This window comes from Geminocystis sp., assembly GCF_041753295.1.
In the GTDB taxonomy this organism is placed as follows: domain Bacteria; phylum Cyanobacteriota; class Cyanobacteriia; order Cyanobacteriales; family Cyanobacteriaceae; genus Geminocystis.
In genome coordinates this window covers 27,976-43,326 of the sequence record NZ_JBGSUU010000097.1, presented here as the reverse complement: position 1 = coordinate 43,326, position 15,351 = coordinate 27,976, and the positions used below count along the sequence as shown (strand labels likewise).

The window sequence follows — 15,351 nt, the reverse complement described above, 5'->3', positions numbered from 1 at the left end:
AGAATTAGGGCAAAATAGTTCACAAATTCCCAGTTTATACGCTTATTTTGTGGAAGATGATCAATTTTATTTAGTGCAAGAATATATTGAGGGAAAAAATTTAGCAGAATTAGGGGTAATTAATTGTAGTCAATGTGAGTCTATATTGTCATCATTACTAAATACTATCAAATATGTTCACGGTAATAAAATCATTCACCGAGATATTAAACCAGAAAATGTTATTATCCGAGACTCAGACAGATTACCAGTTTTAATCGATTTTGGAGCGGTAAAAGAAAGTATGGGGGCGGTAAGTTTAAGTAGTGGTTCAACGGTAAGCTCTGTAATAGTTGGTACCAGAGGCTTTATTCCCCCTGAGCAAAGTTTAGGGCGTACGGTTTTTAGTAGTGATTTATATGCCTTAGCTTTGACGTTGATTTATAGTTTGACGGGTAAATATCCTATCGAAATACCTAGTAATCAAATTACAGGAGAATTAGATTGGCAAAGTTTAATCCCTAATTTATCGCCTAATTTAAGAATAGTTTTAGAAAAAGCGACAAAAATGGATATAAGTAACCGTTATCCTACCGCTCAAGCTATGTATCAAGCCTTACATAGTAGTGATATGCAAACTATGGCGGTTGTGCCTCGTGTTAATAATATTGATTTATCAAAAACTGTTACTTCTAATTCACAAGCAACGGTTTTAATTCCCAATTCTGCATCTAATTATTCTATTAGTAATGTTAGTCAAAATCCTGTTAATAATCCGCCCAAAAATAATTTTATACCTCTTTTAGTTACAGGAGTATTGGTTGCATTGGGAGTGTCAGGAGGATTTATTATTACCCAACAAAGAGCGGAAACTCTGGCAAAATTAGAAGAAGTTGAGAGAGAAAAAGAGGAAGCGGAAGTAAAACTGGCACAAGAGCAAGAAAAAAGAGAGCAGGAAGAAGTTAAACGTCAAGAATCAGAAAAAATGAGGTTAGAAGCTGAACAAGCAAGGGTTAGGGCTGAAGAATTACGCAGACAAGCGGAAGTAAAGGCTAAAAGTCAACCTCAAATTAGAACCGTTGTGGTTAATCCATCTTCTATGTCGTCTAATACTTCAAGTGATACGTCTTATGCTACCATAGCAGGTCAATCAGGAACTAAAAATATTCGCTCAGGACCAGGTACAAATTATTCGATTGTAGGACAAGGCTATACAGGAGAAACGATAGAAATATTAGAGAGTGGTTATGATCAAGGCGGTTATAAGTGGTATAAAGTATATCATACTCCTTCAGGTACAACAGGTTGGATTGCTGCACAGTTAATTAATTTTTAGCTTTAAAATTCAAAAAATATTATGAAAATCATCAAATCATTACTCTCTAATTTTCAAATACTTAACTTTTTTCTCGCTTCAGTTATTCTAGGTGGCATTTTCGGCTGGTGGTATATTCCTCAATCTTCTAAATCTTCAATTAAAGATAAAGAATTAACTTCTTCTGTCAAAAGTACTTTAGAAAATTCTTCAACTACTGAAAATAAATCCCCTGAAATTTCCTCATTACCTACACAACCAAATAATCAATCTCAAATCACTGAATCTCCTATAATTCCCCCTGTCATCGAATCTCAAAATACTACTGAAACATTCAAAATTTCTCCTGTTGATCAAGTACCAAAAATTGAGAATAACCCTCCTGAGACATTTACCAATCAATCATCTGCGACCACTGCACAATCACAAATTCCCTCAATTAATTCTCTTTTATCTAATACTTATTTTGGTCATTTTCCTTTTCAAGAAGCACGTCAACAAAGTTTAGTTAATATGGGAAATTACTATAATCGTACAGAATTTTTACACGAAGATGCAGGAGACGCTTTTAAGCGCATGAAAACAGATGCTAAAGCCCAAGGGGTGCAATTAGTCTTAATTTCAGGTTTTCGTTCTATACCAGATCAAACAAAATTATTTCAAAAACAAATTCAAAAACGAGGTAGTAAAGAAGCCGCATCGAAGTTAAGCGCACCACCTGGACATAGTGAACATCATACAGGATATGCCTTAGATATTGGTGATGGAAAACAACCTTCTCTTGATTTAAAATTTCAATTTGAGTCTAGTCAGGCTTATTCTTGGTTAACAAATAATGCTCATAAATATGGTTTTGAGTTGTCTTTTCCTAAAGATAATATACAAGGGGTGAGTTTTGAGCCGTGGCATTGGCGTTATGTGGGATCAAATCAAGCTAATTCTATTTTTGCCATGCCTAGAAATTTACTATATTTCAATAAAAAATAACACATCATAGTATTAAGTTTTGACGACAGTTTAACTTTATCCTGATTCTTTATATAACTTTACACAACAAAATGAAGTTAAAATCTGAAATAGAGAATAAATAATTAATCCCTAAAAATATCATCTTTATTTGATGTCTTCCATGATTGATTTTTTTACTAAATACTGTCCTTGTCTATATTTAGGATTGCAATAGTTTATGATTAATTATGAATTATTCATGATCAATTATTAATTATTCACCATGTTTTTAAGTTCTACTAACAATAAATGGCAACCTATATTCAAAGAATTAGAAGGAATTTTAGGTAAAAATGGTGTAGTTAAACGCAAAGACGAACTTTTAACCTACGAATGCGATGGATTAACGGAATATCGTCAACGCCCAAGGTTAGTAACATTACCGAAAACCACGGAAGAAGTTGCCGCCATTGTTCAAATTTGCAATAAATATGAAATAAAATGGGTTGCAAGGGGTGCGGGTACGGGTTTATCAGGAGGTGCATTACCTTTAGAAGATAGTCTTTTAATCGTTACCGCTAGAATGCGTCAAATTTTGGATATTGACTATGAAAATCAAAGAATTGTTGTGCAACCCGGCATTATCAATAATTGGGTAACACAAGCCGTTAGCGGTGCAGGTTTTTATTATGCTCCAGATCCTTCTAGTCAGATAATATGTTCTATAGGTGGTAATGTGGCAGAAAATTCGGGGGGTGTACACTGTTTAAAATATGGTACAACTACTAATCATGTTTTAGGTTTAACCATCGTTACCGCACAAGGAGAGATATTGAAAATAGGGGGAAAAGTACCAGAAATGCCCGGTTTTGATCTTACAGGCTTATTTGTAGGCTCAGAAGGCACTTTAGGCATCGCTACGGAGATAACCTTAAAAATTCTCAAAACTCCTGACGCTATCTGTGTTGTGTTAGCGGATTTTAACAGTATTGAAGAAGCAGGAAGTGCGGTTGCACAGATTATTCGTGCTGGTATTCTTCCTGCAGGTATGGAAATGATGGACAATTTTAGTATTAATGCGGTGGAAGATGTCGTGGCGACTGACTGTTATCCTCGGGATGCCCAAGCCATTTTATTGGTAGAATTAGACGGTTTACAAGTGGAAGTTGACACTAATAAGAAAAAAGTTGATGCTATTTGTCGCTCTTGTGGTGCTAGAAATGTTACCTCCGCTAGTGATGCCCCAACTCGCCTCAAGTTATGGAAAGGAAGAAAAGCGGCTTTTGCAGCCATGGGTAAAATTAGCCCTAATTATTTTGTACAAGATGGAGTTGTACCTCGCTCAAAATTGTCTCAAGTTTTGGGGGAAATAAATGCTTTAGGTGAACAATATGGTTATCGTATCGCTAATGTTTTTCATGCTGGAGATGGTAATTTACATCCTTTGATTTTATATAATAATGCCATAGAAGGCTCTTTTGCAAAAGTGGAAGAATTAGGAGGAGAAATCCTTAAGTTATGTGTGAGAGTTGGTGGTAGTATTTCTGGTGAACATGGTATCGGTAGCGATAAAAAATGTTACATGAGCGATATGTTTACGGAAACTGATTTAGAAACTATGCAATATGTCAGAAGCAGTTTTAACCCTAAAGGCTTGGCAAATCCTGACAAAATTTTTCCTACTCCTCGCACCTGTGGAGAAGCTGCTAATGCTAATAAGGTTGATTATAAAGGATCACAAGCATTTTAAATATTATTAATTAATGCTTTTGCTTTGAGTATTATTTCTTCAAATTCTTTGTCTGGTTGCGATAATGCCGTAATTGCACCTCCAACACCGATGGAGGTTCTTTCTTCGGTTACAATAGCAGTACGAATTACTATATTTAAGTCCATCGTACCATTGAGGGCTAAAAATCCGATACTACCTGAATAAATACCTCTTGCTTCGGTTTCTAATTCGTCAATTATCTCTAGTGTCCTCTTTTTTGGTGCACCTGTCATTGAACCACCGGGGAAACAAGCCTTAATACATTCTATGGGTTTTATTTCTTTCCTAATTTTTCCCTTGACTGTTGACACCATTTGATGTAAGGTTGCGTAAGTTTCAATAGCCATTAATTTAGGAACTGTCACTGTACCAATTTCACAAATTTTACCTAAATCATTACGCAATAAGTCCACAATCATTAGGTTTTCCGCTTTCTCTTTCTCACATTTTTTTAAACTATTTTTTAGTTGTTTATCTTCTTCTTTATTTTTACCTCTTTTTACTGTGCCTTTGATGGGTTTTGATTCTAAATTACCATTTTTTTCTAAGTGTAAAAATCTTTCAGGTGATGAGCAAATTATTGTTGTTTTTCCTAATTTCAAAAAACTGCTATAGGGTGCAGGATTTTCTTCTCTTAACTGTAAGTAAAAATTTAAAGGCTTATATATAGTAGGTAACAAAATCTGATTTGTTAAGCAAATTTCATAACTTTCTCCTTGGGTTATTTTTTCTAAGCAAGTTATTATATTATCTAAATATTCTTTTTTCTCTCGACTTAATTTATAAGACTGTTTTTCTTTATTTCTCTCTAGGTTATTTTTATCTTTTCTTTCTTTCTTATTAATAATATTTTTATCTTTAATTATCTTTACTTCATTATTAATTAATTGAAGTTTATTCTCTATTTCTTCAAACCATTGATTTGCTTTTTTTTCTTCCTTTACTTTATCCATAAATATTAAGTAAATTTCTTGACAAATATGATCAAATATGATCGAGCGATCGCCAAATATAAAATTAGCATCAGGCAAACAAGATTGATGTTTATTTTTATTACCTAATAAGGCTTTTAATTCATAACCAAAATAACCGATAAAACCACCATTAAAATTAAAAGGTAAATCTTGATTATCAAAAGTATAATTATCTAAAGTCTCTTGCAAAAATTGAAAAATATCACCCTTTAAAATTTTTATATTATTATTTTTAGTAACTTTAATTTCTTGATTATTAACGTCATATTCAACTAAAAAACTATGCTCACCTTCACTGTCTCCCATATAAGAAAACCTTGATAAACCTTTTGCTATCATACTACTATCTAACCAAAAACTAGAATTAGATTGACTATAAATTTTTTCAAAAACTAAAGCAGAATCTATAAATATATTTAATTTTTTACTATAAACTTTATAATTTTTATTGTTAGTTATTTCTATATTATTTAGTTGATTTTTTTTAGCTATTTTATCTTTTGTTTCATTTTTAAGTAAGGAGGGTAAATAACTAATTTTATTCACAGATTGATGATAGTCTTTTGTTAAATCACGGAAATTAATTAATAACTCTTTCCCATACTCAGAAGCGATAGATTCTGGATGAAATTGCACACCCCAAAAAGACTTATATTTATGTTTAATTCCCATAACTAAATTATCCTCAGTTTTAGCAATAACTTCTAAATCATTAGGTAAAGGATAATCAATTATTAAAGAATGGTAACGCATCACGGAAAAAGGAGAAGGAATACCTTTAAAAATACTGTGCTGATGGTGATAAATTTTACTAATTCTACCATGAAAAGGCTCAGGCGATCGCCTAATTTTTGCCCCATAAAAATAACCTAAACCTTGATGCCCTAAACATACACCTAAAATGGGAATATTTGCCTTTAATAAAACCTCACCACAGACACCAAAATCTTTTATATTTTCAGGATTACCTGGACCTGGAGATATAATAATATTATCAAAATTAAGCTCTTTTATTTCCTGCCAAGATAATTGATTATTAGTAATAACTATAGGCTCTTTTTGATTAACATCCGCCAATAATTGGTAAATATTGTAGGTAAAAGAATCATAATTATCAATAATTAAACTTTTCATATAATTTTCAAATTTATCAAGCTAACTTTAAATTATAAAACATCTTTATTGATAAGTATTGCCTTTATCTCCTATGCGCTACCCTTACAAAAAAACTTTTTTATTACACCCTAATTAATCACAAAAAAAAGGATAAATATTTATCCCTACAAATAGTTAAATTGATTTTACGGAGGGTTAATGCCATTAACCCCTACTTCTGTGATTATTCTGCAAATAATTTTTTACCAATAACCATTTCTTGAGCGTTACCATTAGTATCAATGCGTAGCTCGTGAATATTACGACTCATTTCTCTAGCTACATGATAACTCTCAATATCTCCTTGCTCAAAATAAAGTAAGGCAGCTTTGCGTAAATCATCCACCGCTTTTTGTTTCGCACCAGTATCGAGATAAAGTACCCCTCTTTTATGATAGGCTTTACTCAGGCTAGAATTTTTCTTAATAGCTTCTGTGTAATCTTCTATTGCACCAGCATAATTTCCTAATTTTTCGTAACTTAATCCTCTTTGATAGAAGAAATCGGCGGAGTCAGGCTGAGAGCGTAATTCTTGGGAAATATTTTCTAAATCTTTAATATTACTAACAATATTATTTAAGTCTTGATGTTGTAATTCAAGTCTTGTAATTTCACTCTTAATATCTTCTTTTTGTTTAGCTAAATTATCTTGCATAGATAACTGTAATTTTTCTACACGATTAGCTAAATCTGTTTGATTTTCTATGAGTTTAGTCGTTAATTCACTATGATTAACCTCTACTTTACCCATCAACTCATCAATTTTTTGTTGTTGAGTATTATGGGCTTCTACTAAACTATCATTAAATTGTTTACGACTAATAACATTACAACCCACCCCAACAGTTAAAAGTACGGAGGCTGGAGCTATATTATTAGTAATAACAGAAACTACCGCACCCAATGCCGAAAGTCCTAAACCTACATAACCGACTATATCTTGTTTTTTTTCCATGATTTTTTACCATCAATAAAAGATTAAAATTTATTATTCTAAAAAGTTTGTAGTAAAGGCTTTAGCCTTAAATTAGCTCCCATGAGCATGAAATTTTATTACCCTCAATGGTAAAACTACTAACTTTGTTTACACTAAAACTGCACAATTAAGCTCAAAAATTGGCAGGGCATATTTAGCTTCTTCTGGAGTTAAAAATTGTGGAATTACTTGTAACAAGACATCATAAGTATCATGATTGTCATCTTCAAAGTTCCAAGATTTAGAAATGGTTTGAAACCATAACAACATATTAGTGCGTAACCGTTCTAAATCATCAAATAATAACGCAGCAGCACAGTAACGAATTAAATCAATTAAATCCCGTTTACAAGTGGCATAATAATCTTTAAATTCAGGATTACGTTTATTTTTACCCACTTTTACAGCTTCTACGATAGCATCAGCGTTATCTCTAATTTTGATATAAGCACTCATTCTTATCTGTTGAGATTCTAAATAATCCTCTAAAAATTTTAACTCAAAATCTTCTGCATAACGCCCGTCAGCTTCGAGAGTTAAATCTGCAAATTGTTTTAACATTTTTCCAAACTCCTTATAATTTTAATAAAATTGTGTTAGACTGCATCACTGGTATTAGATAAATATTGGGCAACTTCTCCTTTCGTATTCTCTAATTGACTAATCATCGAGCGAGTAATTAACTTTCCTTCCTCTACTAAAATCTTGCCAGATATAGGGTGAAGAATATTTTGTTGAGCCCTTCTACCGATTAAGGATTCAATATCATCAATCTCGCTTAAATACATCCCCGAAGGCAATTCCACAACGACTCCTTCACCGATTACCCTAGCTTGACAAGCTAAACGAGAATTAAGTTTACAGGTTGTAATCACTTCTAAAGTCCGTTTTTCTCTACGATTAAGAGGAGATAAACTTTCCATGCCTTCTTTGATATAAACGTGACAAGTAGAACACATACCTCTACCGCCACACTCTTGTGAAACATTTAGTTGACTTTTCAGCAATCCTGATAAAAGATTATCATTAGTTTTAATTGCTGTATCTGTACCTAAAGGATCGAGTCTGATGGATTTTGCCACTATCTTTACATCTGATTTATTAAGGGATTAATTTAAGATTAGCGTATGTTTTTATGAAAATGAAAGATAGTTATCCGTCAATTTTCGATACATTTCTTAAAGTTACCTTTAGTTATCAGTAGAATTACTTTCTAATAAGCGATCCATAATGGTAGAATGATCGTGACCTTCTTCTGACAGTGCCTTAGCTAACTTAAGTCTTTCCTCTAAACCGATGACAAAATAATTTGATTGTGCCCCCATAGACTCGCAACTAAGTTGAACACATCCAAGTTCTTCCCCCGTCAACTGACTGAAAAATGAGCTTAAAATTCCCGCTTCAGGATGACAAGCGAAACCTTTATATTGAGGTGCTGCTTCAGCAAAAGGAGAATTAACGGTATTTACCACGATAAAACCTTGAGAATAATAGTCGAAATTAAAATTAACTACCCCCCAACCGTGAGTTTTCCAACATTGTTTTAAACAACTCAGAAATTGAGCCATTTCCATTTGTGCCAACGGCATTTCATAATATTCGCTGACTTCTTGGATAAAACGGCGATAAAAACTTTTGCCCCACCAACGTCCACAATTATAAAGAACAATCCCTGTAGCTTGACCAATTTCTTCGTCTAAACCAGCATAAATACCCTGTAAAAGAACTTCAGGTAAAGCGATTAATCTTGAGCCTAGTCTTGTTTCTAATAATCCTAACTCAAAATCTCCTTGTACATAAGCAGAAGGCGTAAAATAATTACCTTTTAAGGCTTTTTCTTGAACTAAATTAGCAACGGAAATCATGAATTTTTCCTCTTATTTTTGATATTTTTTTGGGCTTTAATTAGCTAAAATAGGACTATTAATTAAATAATCATTAGCTTGGGCTAAAAATGGTTGAATATGAGCTAATTCATCATTAGAAAGAACATTATTTAATTTAGTTATTAACAATGAATAAATAGCCGTAAAAAGATGTTGAGATTGATGTGCTTGAATTATATCTGTCAGCCATTCTAATAAACGATGTTCGAGAAATTCGTGGTTATTTAACATCATCGCCATACTGCAATATCTCATAATCACTAACCAGTGACGGATACTTGTTTCAATTTTCTTAGGATTTTCTCTAGGAAATTGGGCAACTAAATCATCGGCAATGTCTTGAAAAATGTTAATTTCTTCGTCTCGTAACAGTTTATAAGCGGGGATTCTATCTTTTAGAGAAGAAACCTCTAAGGAAAGTTTATTTAAGTCTTCCCCGTTTAAATATTGAAATTCCGCTTCGTGAATCAGTGCTTGTAATTCTGGATACATAATTTTTTCCTAAAATAAATCAGCTAAATCGTTAACATTCAATGATTGAGATTTAATGTTGGTAACATCAGACATTTGAGGCATAGAAGCGATATGGACTTTTTTATTGATGCCTTGATTTTGCCCATGCCATACCATGCGTTGAAAAAACTCCCCTACTGTCATAGTTAAACCGTAAGTAGGTTGATTTATTTCCCCTGATAATTCTTGATTTTCTTTCGTTACTCCTTGGTAGTTATGAAAAATACCTTGCCAATTATGTAAACCGAAAAAATCTTCTACCGTCAAACCTAAATGAATATTTCTGACTACCTTTTCTACTATCACCTCATCCATATCTGGGATGATTTTTAAACCTTGCCAGTTTGCTTTTTGGAAAAAATTTTCAACGGTGACACAGGTTGATGGTATCATTTTAGATATTCTCCATTGACTAATTTTTTCTGAATATCTTTTGCTCCTGCACCCTCATTTTGCCAGAAAGTCGCTGCATCAATACGATCTTGTTTCCCTAATAAAAATTTACAATAGGTTTCACCCATGGAATAACACTGAATTTCAATGCAGTTAAGTTGTTTTTGAATAAAGCGACTGAAAAAACCAGCCATTAAACCAGCGTAAATGTGACATACGGGTTTGCCCACATCCCCTAAAGTGCGCGCCACCGCCGAGTCAAAAATATTAACAAACATAAAGCCATTTTTTTGCTCACTTAAGTCCACATCCCAGTTACCCCATCCCTGAGTGGTAAAAGGCCACCACCACGCCTCAAGAACGTATAATAAATTCATGTCTTTAGGGTTTTTAGGATATTCATATTCAGTGTTAAACCATTGCTCAAAAAACTCAGCGTCTCTAATTCCCCAAGCCTTACCGATATTATACATTACTACACTAGAAGCAGAACCAACTTCCTCTTCTAAACCTTCGATTAATCCCACGATAAAATCTTCAGTTACAAGAACATTTCGAGATTCATTCCAGTCAGTAATATTTCCATTTTTAGTATCAAAATGAAAGAAGTCTTCTAAGGTGTAATGATCATGTTTTTTAGGGTATTTATTCTTCCAAAGATTTTTGGAAATTTTGTCCACAGTACGACTTGATTTTGTAGGTGTAAAAGTCATCTGGTTTTCAATCCTCTTATCGTTATTATGGTGATTAAATTATTAAATTAGTTGTAAATTAATTTACCTTCTGTATTTATTTTAACCAGTTTTTTTATTTCGATCTATTTTTTAAACATTTCGATACAATTCTGATATTATTTGTTATATATTTTATCGTTTAAATATGGTAGAATTAGACGACTAAAATAAATATTAAAAATTAGGAATTATTACTTATTACTTATTACTTTATTCTCAAGCGGCATTCTTTTTAATTAAATATTCTACGGTAAGATTTTTTTCTTCAATAATATTAGGTAAATCTTGAATAATTACGGAAGATTTTTTGATAAAAGCATTCGTCCATTTTTCAAACCATTTTAATTGCATCATGGTGGCTTGATTACTCATTGTACCGCCGAAGGAAATTTTACCTTTTTTATCCATAGAAAATTGTTGTAACCATTCTACGTCAGGGCGAGAATCTTCAAAGTTTTTAGCGGTAATTGTACCACCTAAATAATGACTTGTAATATTGGCTATGGTTTCAAAGTTAGTAATAACATCACCAATACTGATTTTTTTGAAGACAGAATTTTGAAATGAAGAAATTAAAGTCATTCCCAATGCACAAGGGTCAAAACCTTTATCAAATCTGGTACTATTATCATATACAGCACCTTGAAAAATAGCACCATTTAAGTGTGCACCATTCAAGAAAGTACCTGATAAATCAGCTTTCAAAAAATTGGCTTTGGTGAGAAAACTACCCGTTAAATATGCTTCTTTTAGAATTGCTTTTTTAAAGTCAACTTTGCTTAAGTATGCTTTAATTAAATATGCACCCGATAAATTTGCACCCGATAAATTTGCACCACTGAGATTCCCTTCATTGAAGTAGCAGTTACTCAAATTTGCGTTACTTAAATCAGCATCTCTTAAGTCAGCATAACTCAAGTCTGAACCTGACAAATTAATACTTTTAAGGTTACTACCTTTTAAATCTATTCTTCTTAATTGGAGTTTTCTAAAATCTCTTTCTCCTTGATTATATTCTCTTTGAATATCAACACTTCCTCTATTTCCTAACATTCTTTTCTCCCTAAAAATTAAGTGTTATTTTAGATAGCAATAGTATTAAATAAACGTAACTTTTATTATATATACATATATTTAAAAGCCCTAAAATATTTTTTAATTTCAGCTTTTAGTTACTTTATATTAAGCAGTTTGACAATCCATAGCTAAATTGTAACGATATTTCTGAAAAAAATGTCTTGTTTTTTTACAAAACTTTGTTAAAGTTTAATCATCTTATAAATATTTATAAAATAGTAAAAATACTGAGTATTTATACATACATATTTACGGTAAAACTTTTTTAATTTTTGTAAAGATTTCATAAAGTTTATATTTGTTGACTAAATATAAGTCACCAAGTAGTTAGAAATTAGTAATTAGAAATGAGGAATTAGAAAGGAAACGGGGAGAGAGGAAGAATTATTAATCTTAAGTTTCAGGATATTCTTGTCAATCTTTTAGATTATATTTGAAGTTGTTATGACTTTTTGAAAAGGACTTTATTGTATGTTTAGATACAGAAACTATTAAGTAAAAAGTATCAATATTTAACAGTTAATTGACGAGTCGAATCGTTAATTGTTCAATTCCTGTGTAGTTTTAGATCAAATCTATAATAATTAGTCAAATGATACTAATGTCTAAAAAAACAAATAGAAAAGCTAATCGGTTACAAAACCAAGATAGTTTTATACTTAATTCTATAGCTCGTGTTAAAAATTTATTTTCTCCTTATCAGTTAGCTTGTATCCCTTTAACTGCTCTTATTCTGATGGTGTGGAATAGTGCAGCTAAAGCTCAAGGATTTGGACAACCTGAAGATGTGGGACAACTTAAAATTGTATTAGATTCTGTTTTCTTGTTAATTACAGGAACTTTAGTTGTCTTTATGAATGCTGGTTTTGCGATGTTAGAAACAGGTTTCTGTCGTCAAAAAAATGCTGTTAACGTCTTAGCGAAAAACTTAATCGTCTTTGCCATCGCTTCTATTGTTTATTGGGCAATCGGTTATGGTTTAATGTACGGTAATGGTAACGGTTTTATTGGTTTAGATGGTTTCTTCTTTAATGGTAGCAGTCTTCCTTATAGTGACTCAGAAGCCTTTGAAGTCGCTAAAACAATGGTGGATGGTACAGAAGTTGAAGTTAAAACCTTAACAAAAGTACCTGAATCTATTTCTTTCTTTTTCCAATTAGCCTTTGCGGCAACGGCGGCTACTATCGTATCTGGTGCGGTGGCTGAGAGAATCCGTTTCGATGCTTTTTTAATCTTTAGTGTTTTATTAATCGGTATCGCTTACCCCATTACGGGTCATTGGATTTGGGATGGTGGTTGGTTAGCTTCCATGGGATTTCGTGACTTTGCAGGATCAACGGCAGTTCACTCTGTGGGCGGTTGGGCTGCATTAATGGGGGCAGCAATTTTAGGACCACGTCAAGGTAAATACACATCTGATGGTACAGTCCACGCTATACCCGGTCATAATATGAGTATTGCGACTTTGGGATGTTTAATTCTTTGGATTGGTTGGTTTGGCTTTAACCCCGGTTCAGAATTAGCCGCTACAGCTAACGTTCCTTATATCGCCCTTACTACTAACTTAGCGGCTGCCGCCGGTGGCATTACCGCTACGGCTACCTCTTGGGCAAAAGATGGTAAACCAGACTTATCCATGATTATTAACGGTGTATTAGCTGGTTTAGTGGGTATTACTGCTGGTTGTGCTGACGTAACTTATTTCGGTGCTATTATTATTGGTGCGATCGCAGGGGTAATTGTGGTTTTTGCTGTAGGATTTTTTGATAAAACTTTAAGAATTGATGATCCCGTAGGTGCAACTTCCGTACACTTAGTTTGTGGTGTTTGGGGAACTTTAGCTGTTGGTATTTTTAGCACAAATGGTCATAGTTTCGTTACTCAATTAATCGGTGTCTTAACTGTTGGTGGTTTTACCGTTGTACTTAGTTCTATTTTCTGGTACGCCCTTAAAGCAACTGTAGGTATTAGAGTTCATGCAGAAGAAGAAATCAAAGGTTTGGATATTTCCGAACATGGCATGGAGGCTTATAGCGGTTTTGTCAAAGAAGCTGATATTCTTTCTGGTGGTTTTTCCTCTACGGTGGGAGAAGTAAGTTCTGGTATAGAAATGTAATTAGGAATTAGAAAGGAAACGGGGAATGAAAAATGAGTCATAAGTTAACACTGCTTAATTATTTTGTCCGCTCCCTAAATTTCTTAATACGGCAAGACTTTGACAATTCTAACTCCCCCAAAGTTGGGGGCTGGGGGGCTTAGTCATTAGTAATTAAATTTTGTTTATTTTCCTTATCTTTGCCACAGATAGGGATTTTTTTTAGTTAAATTTAGGCTTTTAGGTTTAAAATTGACTAAAATTACTGTTATTTAACTTAATGATCATTAGTGCTGTTATTTGCTTAGTTTTATTAGTTTTTCAAAGTGTTTGTTTTTTTATCCTCCTCAGTCGTTTATTTCGAGGTGCAACTCGATTTCCTCCTTTAAAGCCTCAATGCCCTAATCCCTCTTTTTTAGCTAAAGTTAGCGTAGTTGTTCCCACTCTCAATGAGTTTGATCGCATCGATAAAATGTTAGAAGGTATTACCCGTCAAAGCTATGAAGTTAAAGAAATAATCATAGTTGATAGTAACTCTCAAGATGGTACAAGAGAAAAAGTGATGGAAGCCTCAAAAAAAGATCCTCGTATTCGTCTTGTCACCGATCCACCTTTACCTAAACAATGGATAGGGCGACCTTGGGCATTACATAATGGATTTTTAAATAGTTCATCTACCAGTGAATGGATTTTAGGCATTGATGCTGATACTCAACCTCAAAAAGGTTTAATCCCTAGTTTGTTGAATTTTGCTAATACCCATAATTATGATGTGGTTTCTCTTTCTCCTCAATTTATCATTAAATACCCTAGTGAATGGTGGTTACAACCAGCTTTATTAATGACTTTAATTTATCGTTTTGAGTCGTCAGGGGTGGATGCTAAAAGTGCTGAAACTGTCATGGCAAATGGACAATGTTTTTTAATTAAGCGCAAAGTTTTAGAAGCTATAGATGGTTATAGTTATGCTTCTAATTCTTTTTGTGATGATGTCACCCTTGCCCGTTATATCGCTAGTCAGGGTTATAAAGTTGGCTTTGCTGATGGTGCAAAAATTATCAAAGTCAGAATGTATGAGGGTTTAAAAGAAACTTGGACAGAATGGGGGCGATCGCTTGATCTTAAAGATGCAGCCTCAAAAAGTCAATTATGGGCAGAATGTGGCTTTTTAGCTTTAATTCAGGCTTTACCTTTACCCATAATCATTACAGGGTTTATATTTTGCTCCTCCCTTAATTTTCTCAGTTTTTATCTATTATTTATTCTTAATTGTCTTTTATTATTTATTCGTTTTGCTTTATTATTGGCGATCGCACCATCTTATAATTTCACAAAATCATACAAAGAATTATTGTTTTTCCTCTCACCAACAGCAGATATTTTGGCAGTGATAAGAATATTTTTATCGGCAATACAAAAACCCCGTCAATGGCGAGGCAGAATTTATAATTAGGAATTAGGAATTAGGAATTAGGAATTAAGAATTAAGAATTAAGAATTAAAAATGAGGAGAGATTGCATCATGTCAAAAATAG

14 protein-coding genes are annotated in these 15,351 nt (G+C 33.0%); 5 read left to right on the top strand and 9 right to left on the bottom strand.

Annotated features, from left to right (window positions below; all coding sequences use genetic code 11):
- From ACEW8E_RS11080 to glcD, 3 genes are all read left to right on the top strand, one after another.
- On the top strand, window positions 1–1,315 hold a 1,315-nt coding region (locus ACEW8E_RS11080), incomplete at its 5' end, for an SH3 domain-containing protein (RefSeq protein ID WP_373480403.1).
- Between the two features lie 21 nt (window positions 1,316–1,336).
- A complete protein-coding gene (locus ACEW8E_RS11075; protein ID WP_373480402.1) occupies window positions 1,337–2,281 on the top strand; it encodes a D-alanyl-D-alanine carboxypeptidase family protein in 945 nt (314 codons plus the stop codon).
- A gap of 244 nt (window positions 2,282–2,525) precedes the next feature.
- Window positions 2,526–3,992 (top strand): glycolate oxidase subunit GlcD, encoded by a 1,467-nt coding sequence (glcD, locus tag ACEW8E_RS11070; RefSeq protein WP_373480401.1) that lies wholly within the window; start codon window positions 2,526–2,528, stop codon window positions 3,990–3,992.
- On the opposite strand, the gene pabB is transcribed toward glcD, so the two are convergent.
- From pabB to ACEW8E_RS11025, 9 genes are all read right to left on the bottom strand, one after another.
- Window positions 3,989–6,121 (bottom strand): aminodeoxychorismate synthase, encoded by a 2,133-nt coding sequence (gene pabB / locus ACEW8E_RS11065; RefSeq protein ID WP_373480400.1) that lies wholly within the window; start codon window positions 6,119–6,121, stop codon window positions 3,989–3,991. The genes glcD and pabB overlap by 4 nt on opposite strands.
- Before the next feature lie 205 nt (window positions 6,122–6,326).
- Entirely contained in the window at window positions 6,327–7,097 is a 771-nt protein-coding gene (locus ACEW8E_RS11060) for a tetratricopeptide repeat protein (RefSeq protein ID WP_373480399.1), read from the bottom strand.
- Between the two features lie 129 nt (window positions 7,098–7,226).
- The gene (locus ACEW8E_RS11055) at window positions 7,227–7,679 is read right to left on the bottom strand and encodes a hypothetical protein (RefSeq protein ID WP_373480398.1); all 453 of its coding nucleotides are present in this window, start codon (window positions 7,677–7,679) and stop codon (window positions 7,227–7,229) included.
- A 35-nt stretch (window positions 7,680–7,714) separates the two neighbouring features.
- A complete protein-coding gene (locus ACEW8E_RS11050; protein ID WP_373480397.1) occupies window positions 7,715–8,200 on the bottom strand; it encodes a 2Fe-2S iron-sulfur cluster-binding protein in 486 nt (161 codons plus the stop codon).
- A gap of 108 nt (window positions 8,201–8,308) precedes the next feature.
- Entirely contained in the window at window positions 8,309–8,983 is a 675-nt protein-coding gene (locus ACEW8E_RS11045) for a V4R domain-containing protein (protein ID WP_373480396.1), read from the bottom strand.
- 36 nt (window positions 8,984–9,019) lie between these two features.
- Window positions 9,020–9,496 (bottom strand): phycobilisome protein, encoded by a 477-nt coding sequence (locus ACEW8E_RS11040; protein WP_373480395.1) that lies wholly within the window; start codon window positions 9,494–9,496, stop codon window positions 9,020–9,022.
- 9 nt (window positions 9,497–9,505) lie between these two features.
- On the bottom strand, window positions 9,506–9,910 hold the full coding sequence (locus ACEW8E_RS11035) for a hypothetical protein (protein WP_373480394.1): 405 nt from the start codon (window positions 9,908–9,910) through the stop codon (window positions 9,506–9,508).
- The gene (locus ACEW8E_RS11030; protein WP_373480393.1) at window positions 9,907–10,623 is read right to left on the bottom strand and encodes a V4R domain-containing protein; all 717 of its coding nucleotides are present in this window, start codon (window positions 10,621–10,623) and stop codon (window positions 9,907–9,909) included. The genes ACEW8E_RS11035 and ACEW8E_RS11030 overlap by 4 nt, the downstream gene beginning before the upstream one ends.
- A 237-nt stretch (window positions 10,624–10,860) precedes the next feature.
- Window positions 10,861–11,697 carry a pentapeptide repeat-containing protein gene (locus tag ACEW8E_RS11025; protein WP_373480392.1) on the bottom strand — a complete coding sequence of 279 codons (837 nt, stop codon included), beginning with the start codon at window positions 11,695–11,697 and terminating at the stop codon, window positions 10,861–10,863.
- Between the two features lie 625 nt (window positions 11,698–12,322).
- Here ACEW8E_RS11025 and ACEW8E_RS11020 point away from each other — a divergent pair.
- Both ACEW8E_RS11020 and cruG read left to right on the top strand, forming a co-directional pair.
- Window positions 12,323–13,837 (top strand): ammonium transporter, encoded by a 1,515-nt coding sequence (locus tag ACEW8E_RS11020; RefSeq protein WP_373480391.1) that lies wholly within the window; start codon window positions 12,323–12,325, stop codon window positions 13,835–13,837.
- Window positions 13,838–14,096: 259 nt separating this feature from the next.
- A complete protein-coding gene (gene cruG / locus ACEW8E_RS11015; protein WP_373480390.1) occupies window positions 14,097–15,269 on the top strand; it encodes a 2'-O-glycosyltransferase CruG in 1,173 nt (390 codons plus the stop codon).
- Window positions 15,270–15,351: the final 82 nt, after the last annotated feature.

Excerpts from the sequence above, each read along its gene's own strand:
- ACEW8E_RS11035 (WP_373480394.1), bottom strand. The coding sequence starts at position 9,910 with ATGATACCATCAACCTGTGTCACCGTTGAAAATTTTTTCCAAAAAGCA.
- ACEW8E_RS11020 (WP_373480391.1), top strand. The coding sequence starts at position 12,323 with ATGTCTAAAAAAACAAATAGAAAAGCTAATCGGTTACAAAACCAAGAT.
- ACEW8E_RS11055 (WP_373480398.1), bottom strand. The coding sequence starts at position 7,679 with ATGTTAAAACAATTTGCAGATTTAACTCTCGAAGCTGACGGGCGTTAT.
- pabB (WP_373480400.1), bottom strand. The coding sequence starts at position 6,121 with ATGAAAAGTTTAATTATTGATAATTATGATTCTTTTACCTACAATATT.
- glcD (WP_373480401.1), top strand. The coding sequence starts at position 2,526 with ATGTTTTTAAGTTCTACTAACAATAAATGGCAACCTATATTCAAAGAA.
- ACEW8E_RS11045 (WP_373480396.1), bottom strand. The coding sequence starts at position 8,983 with ATGATTTCCGTTGCTAATTTAGTTCAAGAAAAAGCCTTAAAAGGTAAT.
- ACEW8E_RS11025 (WP_373480392.1), bottom strand. The coding sequence starts at position 11,697 with ATGTTAGGAAATAGAGGAAGTGTTGATATTCAAAGAGAATATAATCAA.
- ACEW8E_RS11075 (WP_373480402.1), top strand. The coding sequence starts at position 1,337 with ATGAAAATCATCAAATCATTACTCTCTAATTTTCAAATACTTAACTTT.
- cruG (WP_373480390.1), top strand. The coding sequence starts at position 14,097 with ATGATCATTAGTGCTGTTATTTGCTTAGTTTTATTAGTTTTTCAAAGT.
- ACEW8E_RS11060 (WP_373480399.1), bottom strand. The coding sequence starts at position 7,097 with ATGGAAAAAAAACAAGATATAGTCGGTTATGTAGGTTTAGGACTTTCG.
- ACEW8E_RS11030 (WP_373480393.1), bottom strand. The coding sequence starts at position 10,623 with ATGACTTTTACACCTACAAAATCAAGTCGTACTGTGGACAAAATTTCC.
- ACEW8E_RS11040 (WP_373480395.1), bottom strand. The coding sequence starts at position 9,496 with ATGTATCCAGAATTACAAGCACTGATTCACGAAGCGGAATTTCAATAT.